This is a genomic window from Salinispora cortesiana (assembly GCF_000484695.1).
Lineage (GTDB): Bacteria > Actinomycetota > Actinomycetes > Mycobacteriales > Micromonosporaceae > Micromonospora > Micromonospora cortesiana.
The window spans coordinates 52,532-59,722 of the sequence record NZ_AXVR01000030.1; the positions used below are offsets into that span (position 1 = coordinate 52,532).

The 7,191-nt window shown below is 69.9% G+C and carries 5 protein-coding genes; 3 read left to right on the forward strand and 2 right to left on the reverse strand.

The window, feature by feature from the left end:
• Window positions 1-297: 297 nt before the first annotated feature.
• Together uvrA and rsgA are read right to left on the reverse strand one after the other, a co-directional pair.
• Window positions 298-3,261 carry an excinuclease ABC subunit UvrA gene (gene uvrA / locus K228_RS0114710; protein WP_025619123.1) on the reverse strand — a complete coding sequence of 988 codons (2,964 nt, stop codon included), beginning with the start codon at window positions 3,259-3,261 and terminating at the stop codon, window positions 298-300.
• A gap of 255 nt (window positions 3,262-3,516) precedes the next feature.
• Window positions 3,517-4,302 (reverse strand): GTPase RsgA, encoded by a 786-nt coding sequence (gene rsgA, locus K228_RS0114715; RefSeq protein ID WP_025619124.1) that lies wholly within the window; start codon window positions 4,300-4,302, stop codon window positions 3,517-3,519.
• Between the two features lie 122 nt (window positions 4,303-4,424).
• On the opposite strand from rsgA, the gene K228_RS0114720 reads away from it, so the two are divergent.
• From K228_RS0114720 to K228_RS0114730, 3 genes are all read left to right on the forward strand, one after another.
• Window positions 4,425-5,141, forward strand: a complete 717-nt coding sequence (locus tag K228_RS0114720; RefSeq protein WP_025619125.1) for a maleylpyruvate isomerase family mycothiol-dependent enzyme — start codon at window positions 4,425-4,427, stop codon at window positions 5,139-5,141.
• Between the two features lie 7 nt (window positions 5,142-5,148).
• Window positions 5,149-5,799, forward strand: a complete 651-nt coding sequence (locus K228_RS0114725) for an MBL fold metallo-hydrolase (RefSeq protein ID WP_025619126.1) — start codon at window positions 5,149-5,151, stop codon at window positions 5,797-5,799.
• A gap of 280 nt (window positions 5,800-6,079) precedes the next feature.
• On the forward strand, window positions 6,080-7,189 hold the full coding sequence (locus tag K228_RS0114730) for a branched-chain amino acid ABC transporter substrate-binding protein (RefSeq protein WP_025619127.1): 1,110 nt from the start codon (window positions 6,080-6,082) through the stop codon (window positions 7,187-7,189).
• Window positions 7,190-7,191 lie beyond the last annotated feature (2 nt).

The following is a 7,191-nucleotide window of genomic DNA, read 5'->3' on the forward strand; positions in this document are numbered from 1 at the left end:
TCTCCTCGGCCACCAAACCGCCGCCATGATGTACGCCCCAGCCGGCTTCCCGGACCACGCTCACCGGCAGTTCGCCCGGTCGGCGCCGCGTTCCTGGCATCCGCACTCGATGTCAGCGCCCGGGGCTACCCGTGCGACCCTACCCGGCCAGCCGGAGCCACCACTCTGGTCACACTGCCGCCCTGGTCACGCCACCGGTCCCGGTCATCGCAGTGACCGGGACCGGTGGCGCAGACCACGACCAGTGCCGTGGACCACGACCAGTGCCGTGGACCGGGACCGGTGGCGGTAGCTCTTCTACCGAGCCTGGGCAGCGGTCTTTCGGGGGGCGCGGGTCTTCGCACCGGCCGCGCGGGTCTTCGCCCCGTTGGCCTTGGCCGCCCGGGAGGTGGCCTGCGCCGCCCCCTTCGCCGCGCCATCGAGCTTGAGCACCTGGCGCACAAACTGGCCGGTGTGGCTCTCGGGCACCTCGGCGACCTCCTCCGGGGTGCCGGCGGCGAGGACCGTGCCGCCGCGATGGCCGCCCTCCGGTCCCATGTCGATGATCCAGTCGGCAGTCTTGATCACATCGAGGTTGTGCTCGATGGTGATCACCGTGTTGCCCTTGTCGACCAGCCCCTCCAGCACCATCAGCAACTTCCGGATGTCCTCGAAGTGCAGCCCGGTGGTCGGCTCGTCGAGCACGTAGACCGTCCGCCCGGTAGAGCGCTTCTGCAGCTCGGAGGCGAGCTTGACCCGCTGCGCCTCGCCCCCGGAGAGAGTCGGCGCGGGCTGGCCCAGCCGGACGTAGCCGAGCCCCACGTCCACCAGCGTCCGAAGGTGTCGGTGGATGGCCGGAATCGCGGAGAAGAACTCCGCCGCCTCCTCGATCGGCATCTCCAGCACGTCCGAGACGGTCTTGCCCTTGTAGCGCACCTCCAAGGTCTCCCGGTTGTACCGAGCGCCCTTGCAGACCTCACACGGAACGTAGACGTCGGGCAGGAAGTTCATCTCGATCTTGATCGTGCCGTCGCCGGAGCAGGCCTCACACCGACCCCCCTTGACGTTGAACGAGAACCGGCCCGGCCCATAGCCCCGAACCTTGGCCTCGACCGTCTCGGCGAACAGCTTGCGAACGTGGTCCCAGACGCCGGTGTAGGTGGCCGGGTTGGACCGTGGGGTGCGGCCGATCGGCGACTGGTCCACCCCGACGACTTTGTCCACGTGTTCCAGACCGGCGACCCGGGTGTGCCGGCCCGGCACCAGCCGCGCCCCGTTGATCTGGTTGGCCAGCACCGCGTACAGGATGTCGTTGACCAGAGTCGACTTGCCGGAGCCGCTGACCCCGGTGACGGCGATCAGCTGACCGAGCGGGAACGTCACGGTCAGGTTCCGCAGGTTGTGTTCGCGGGCCCCGCGCACCGTCAGCTCCCGGCCCGGCGTCTGCGGACGGCGCCGCTCCGGCGTCGGGATCTCCTTCCGGCCGGCGAGATACGCCCCGGTGACCGACTCCGGGTTCTCCAACAACGCCGGGACCGACCCGCTGTGCACGATCCGGCCGCCGTGCTCGCCCGCCCCCGGGCCGATGTCGACGATCCAGTCCGCCGTACGGATGGTGTCCTCGTCGTGCTCGACGACGATCAACGTGTTGCCGAGCCCACGCAGGCGCAACAGCGTCTCGATCAGCCGGTGGTTGTCCCGCTGGTGCAGGCCGATCGACGGCTCGTCCAGCACGTAGAGGACGCCGACCAGGCCGGAACCGATCTGGGTGGCCAGCCGGATGCGCTGCGCCTCACCCCCGGAGAGGGTGCCGGCCGGGCGGTCCAGGGAGAGGTAGTCCAGCCCGACATCGAGCAGGAACCGCAGCCGGGCGTTGATCTCCTTGAGGACCCGTTCGGCGATCAGCCGCTGCCGATCGGTCAACTCGACGCCGGCGAGCAACTCGGCGCACTCCCCGACAGACATCCCGCACACCTCGGCGATGCTCCGACCGGCGACGGTGACCGCCAGCACCTCCGGCTTGAGCCGGGCGCCACCGCAGGCGGCACAGGGCACGTCCCGCATGTAGCCCTCGTACTTCTCCCGGGACCACTCCGACTCGGTATCCGAGTGCCGGCGCTCGATCCACTGCATCACGCCCTCGAAGCCGGTGTAGTACGAGCGCTCCCGGCCGTACTTGTTGCGGTAGCGCACGTGCACCTGGTCGTCGGCGCCGTGCAGGATCGTCTTCTGGATCCGGGCCGGCAGCGCCCGCCACGGCGTGTCGAGATCGAAGTGCTCCGCCTCGCCCAGCGCCCCCAGCAGGCGCAGGAAGTATTCCAGGGTGTGCCCGCCGGACCAGGGCTGGATCGCCCCTTCCCGCAAGGTGCGCTCCGGGTCCGGGATCACCAGCTCCGGGTCGACCTCCTTCTTCGTGCCCAGGCCGGTGCACTCCGGGCACGCGCCGTAAGGGGCGTTGAAGGAGAAGACCCGGGGCTCCAGGTCCTCGATCGCGAGCTGGTGGTCGTTGGGGCAGGCCAGATGCTCCGAGTAGCGCCGCTCCCGCTCCGGGTCGTCCTCGGGCAGGTCGACGAAGTCCAGCAGCACCAGACCGCTGGAGAGCCCAAGCGCCGCCTCGACCGAGTCCGTCAGTCGCTGCTTGGCGGACGGCTTCACGGTGAGCCGGTCGATGACCACCTCGATGGTGTGTTTCTCCTGCTTCTTGAGCTTCGGTGGCTCGGTCAGCGGGTGCACCACCCCGTCCACCCGGGCGCGGGCGTAACCCTTCACCTGGAGCTCGGCGAAGAGGTCCACATATTCGCCCTTACGACCCCGGACGACCGGCGCGAGCACCATGAACCGGGTGCCCTCAGCCATGGCGAGGACCCGGTCCACGATCTGCTGCGGGGTCTGCCGGGAGATCCGCTCGCCGCAGACCGGGCAGTGCGGCTGGCCGATCCGGGCGAAGAGCAGGCGCAGGTAGTCGTAGACCTCGGTGATCGTGCCCACGGTCGACCGGGGGTTACGCGAGGTCGACTTCTGGTCGATGGAGACGGCCGGGCTGAGCCCCTCGATGAAATCCACATCCGGCTTGTCCATCTGGCCGAGGAACTGCCGCGCGTACGACGACAACGACTCGACGTAGCGCCGCTGCCCCTCAGCGAAGATGGTGTCGAAGGCCAGGCTCGATTTGCCGGAACCGGACAACCCGGTGAACACGATGAGCGCGTCCCGCGGCAGGTCGAGACTGACGTCACGCAAGTTGTGCTCGCGCGCGCCACGGATGATGAGTCGGTCAACCACGGTGCGTGTACTCCCGGGGTGCGGATTGATGGCAGCTGTCGCCCGACGGCCCGCCCGGGAGGTCTGACCCGGATGACGGCCAAGCGGTCGCGCTGTGCGGTTGTGTCGCCCGTTGGGCGTGGTGGTCACCTTGCTGCTTGGTTGCCTTGGCTACCTGGTAACCCTGGTCACCCAAGCGCCAAAGAGCGCCTCGGCAAGCCTAGCCCTGGGGTGTGACACTTCCCTTCGCCCGCTCATTCCCCCAGCTCAGATCGGTCAGCCGCGCACCGCCCGTACCCCCGGGGTCTTCACCACCGCGCCACCGCCCGGCACCGCCACCAGCGCCCGCCCAGCGGAGTTGGATCGGCCCGCGCCGTCCGCCCGTCGGCTCGCCGACGTCGGCAGCACCACCGCGCCGGCCAGCGCGTTCACCAGACTCGACCGGCCCGCCCGGGAGGAGCCGAGCAGGCCGAGGGTCCGACCCGGCGCCACCTCCGCACGCAGCGGATCGAGCCCCGCACCCCGCTGCGCGCTCACCGGCAGCACCGACACCCCCGGCGCCGCCGCCGCGGCCTGTCGCACCACCGCAGCCGGATCGGCGACCAGGTCAGACTTGGTCAGCACCACCAGTGGCCGGGCCCCCGACTCCTGCGCGAGCGCGAGCAGGCACTCGATCCGTCCGAGGTCGGGCTCGGGACGCATCGGTTCGACCACCGCCGCGACGGTCAGGTTGGCCGCCAGCACCTGCCCGTGGGCGGCCCTACCGGTGGTCCGGGACACCAACGCGGTACGCCGGGGCAGCACCGCCTCGACCGTCACATGCCGGTCGGGCCAGGTAGCGAGCAGCACCCAGTCCCCCACGCATGGCAGGTACGTCCGGTCCCGGGCGGCGGTGGCCAGCACCGCACCGCCGAGGGTGGCGCGGAGCGGGCCGGCAGCGGCGAGGACGGTGCACACCCCCCGCTCCACCCGGGCCACCCGGCCCGGCTGATAGTCGGCGCGCCGTCGTGCGTTGGACGCCCAGTCGGCGTCCCAGCCCAGGGCCGTCAGGTCGATGGTCACGGGCTCCCCTCCTTCTCCGACCTCCCGGCCTCGCGTTGTCGCCGACCGTAGGGTGCACCGCCGGGGACCCGAAACCGATTTCCCCGACGACGAAGGGACGATCCGACCGCTAGGGTCGAGAGGTGACCTCCGATCCACTGCGGCTGACCGGCGAGGTGGACGACGCCACGGCCCGTCTCCTGCGCACCACAGCTAACCTCGACAAGACGAGCCTGGCCACCGCGTCCCTGCTGCCCGGTTGGACCCGGGGGCACATCTTGGCCCACCTCGCCCGCAACGCCGACGGGTTCGTCAACCTGCTCACCGCCGCCCGCACCGGCGACCCCATCCCGATGTACGCGAGCCCCGCCGCCCGCTCCGCGGACATCGAGGCCGGCGCCGTCCGCCCACCCACCGCGCACCGGGACGACCTGCGCCGCAGCGCGGAGCGCTTCGCCGAGGCGGTGGCGGCGATGCCGGCCGAGGCGTGGGGCGCCACGGTCACCACCCGACGCGGGCCGTGGTCCGCGGCGAACCTCGTCTGGGGCCGGCTCCGCGAAGTCGAGGTGCACCACGTGGACCTGGCCGTCGACTACCGACCCGCCGACTGGCCGGAGGCGTTCGGCCACCGGCTCCTGCGCGAGGTCGCCACCGGGCTGGCCGGGCGCTCCGACGCGCCACCGATGGTGCTGCGCTGCGACGGCAGACAGCACGAACTGGTGGTCGGCGACCGTACCGCCGCCCCCACCGTGAGCGGTGCAGCGGTTCACCTCGCCGCCTGGCTGATCGGCCGCAGCCCCGGCACCCGGCTCACCGTCACTCCCGACGGCCCGCTACCGACCCCACCCGAATGGATCTGACCGACCAATGACCTACACCGGAGACGTCACCCCCGGCGGCCCGCCAGCCACCCGCGAGTTGGACCGGCTCACCATCACCAAGGTGTCGGTGGGTCCGATGGACAACAACGCCTACCTGCTGCGCTGCCAGACCAACGGCGAGCAGGTCCTGGTGGACGCGGCCAATGAGGCGCCCCGGCTACTCGACCTGATCGGCGACGCCGGCCTCGCCACGGTGGTCACCACCCACCAGCACATGGACCACTGGCTGGCCCTCGAAGAGGTGGTGGCCGAGACCGGGGCTCGGCCGCTGGCGCACGCCGAGGACGCACCCGGGCTGCCGATCAAGGTGGAGCCCCTCGCCGACGGCGACCGAATCCCGGTCGGCGACTGCACGCTGGAGGTGATTCACCTGCGCGGGCACACCCCGGGCTCGATCGCCCTGCTCTACCAGGACCCGTCCGGCACACCGCACCTGTTCACCGGGGACAGCCTCTTTCCTGGGGGTCCTGGGAAGACAACAAGTCCGTCAGACTTCGCTCAGATCATGGACGACCTGGAAGCGAAGGTGTTCGACCGGCTGCCCGACAACACCTGGTTCTACCCGGGCCACGGCAAGGACAGCACTCTCGGCGCCGAACGGCCCGCCCTGCCCCAGTGGCGAGCCCGGGGCTGGTAGTCCACGACAGCCACACCACCAGCCGGGGCTTAGAGCCATACACACGTGGTGTCGCGCAGGGCAACGGGGTCGTTAGATCTCGCGGTCTCCCTCCGACGTCAACGAGGTGGACGAGGTGCGTGCCGAGTCCCAGGGTCAGCGCGCGCCTTGGGTCACGAAAGACGCCGAAGAAGGTCTACGGATGCGGCGCGCTCCCATCGCTCCAAAAGCAAGCCGCCCACTCTAGAATCACCATAATATTTCGGACCAGCAATCCCCACGGGCGCTCGGCGCCATTGGGTTGTCGGCGGCCCTCATTGCCGCGGCGGGCTGTCAGGCGGAGGAGGACAACGCCGGCGGCAGCAGTGACTGCGGTGGCAAGATCGCCATCTTCGGTGCCTTCAGCGGCCCGAACTCGGGTCTGGTGATTCCGTCGCGCGACGGCGCAAAGCTTGCGGTGGATCAGCACAACGAGGCGAACCCGGACTGCGAGGTGACCTTGCAGGAGTTCGACACCCAGGGTGACCCGACCCAGGCCACGCCGGTCGCGAACCAGGTCACCGGCGACGAGTCCTTCCTGGGCGTCATCGGTGGCGCGTTCTCCGGTGAGAGCAAGGCGACGATGGCGGTCTACGAGGCGGCCGAGATGGTGATGGTCAGCCCGTCGGCGACCGCGATCGAGCTGACCGCGGGTGGTAACGAGGTGTTCCACCGGGTGGTCGGTAACGACGCGGTCCAGGGTGCCGCCGCGGCCGTCTACCTTCGGGATGTCGTGCAGGCCAAAAAGGTCTTCGTGATCAATGATGGCACCACCTACGGCGCCGGCATCGCCGACGAGTTGACCAAGGCCCTTGGTGCGTTGGCGGGCGGCACCGACCAGGTGCAGGAGAAGCAGGTCAACTTCGCCGCCACCATCTCGAAGATCAAGGCTGCCGCGCCGGATGCGATCGCGTACGGCGGCTACACGAACGAGGCGGCTCCGCTGGTGAAGCAGATGCGGGAGGCCGGCATCACGACGACCTTCCTCGGCTTCGACGGTCTCTACGACCCGTCTTTCCCGGAGGGCGCCGGGGCCAGTGCCGAGGGTGTGATCGTGACCTGCCCGTGCCTGCCGCCGGACAAGGCCGGTGGCACCTTCGCGGCTGACTTCGAAGCGGAGTACGGCAATCCTCCGGGCTCCTACGGTGCCGAGGGTTTCGACGCCGCGAACGTGTTGATCGAGGGCCTGGCCGAGGGCAACACGACGCGTGCGGATCTGCTGGCGTGGGTCGACTCCTATGACAAGGAGGGGGTCTCGAAGTCCCTCAAGTTCGCCGACAACGGTGACGTGGACAAGTCCCGGGTGGTGATCTGGGCCTACGAGATCAAGGGCGGTGAGATCACGGCCCAGCAGGAGATCAAGCTCAGCTGAGC

Coding starts and splice junctions, on each gene's coding strand:
- K228_RS0114725 (WP_025619126.1), top strand. CDS start 5,149: ATGACCTACACCGGAGACGTCACCCCCGGCGGCCCGCCAGCCACCCGC.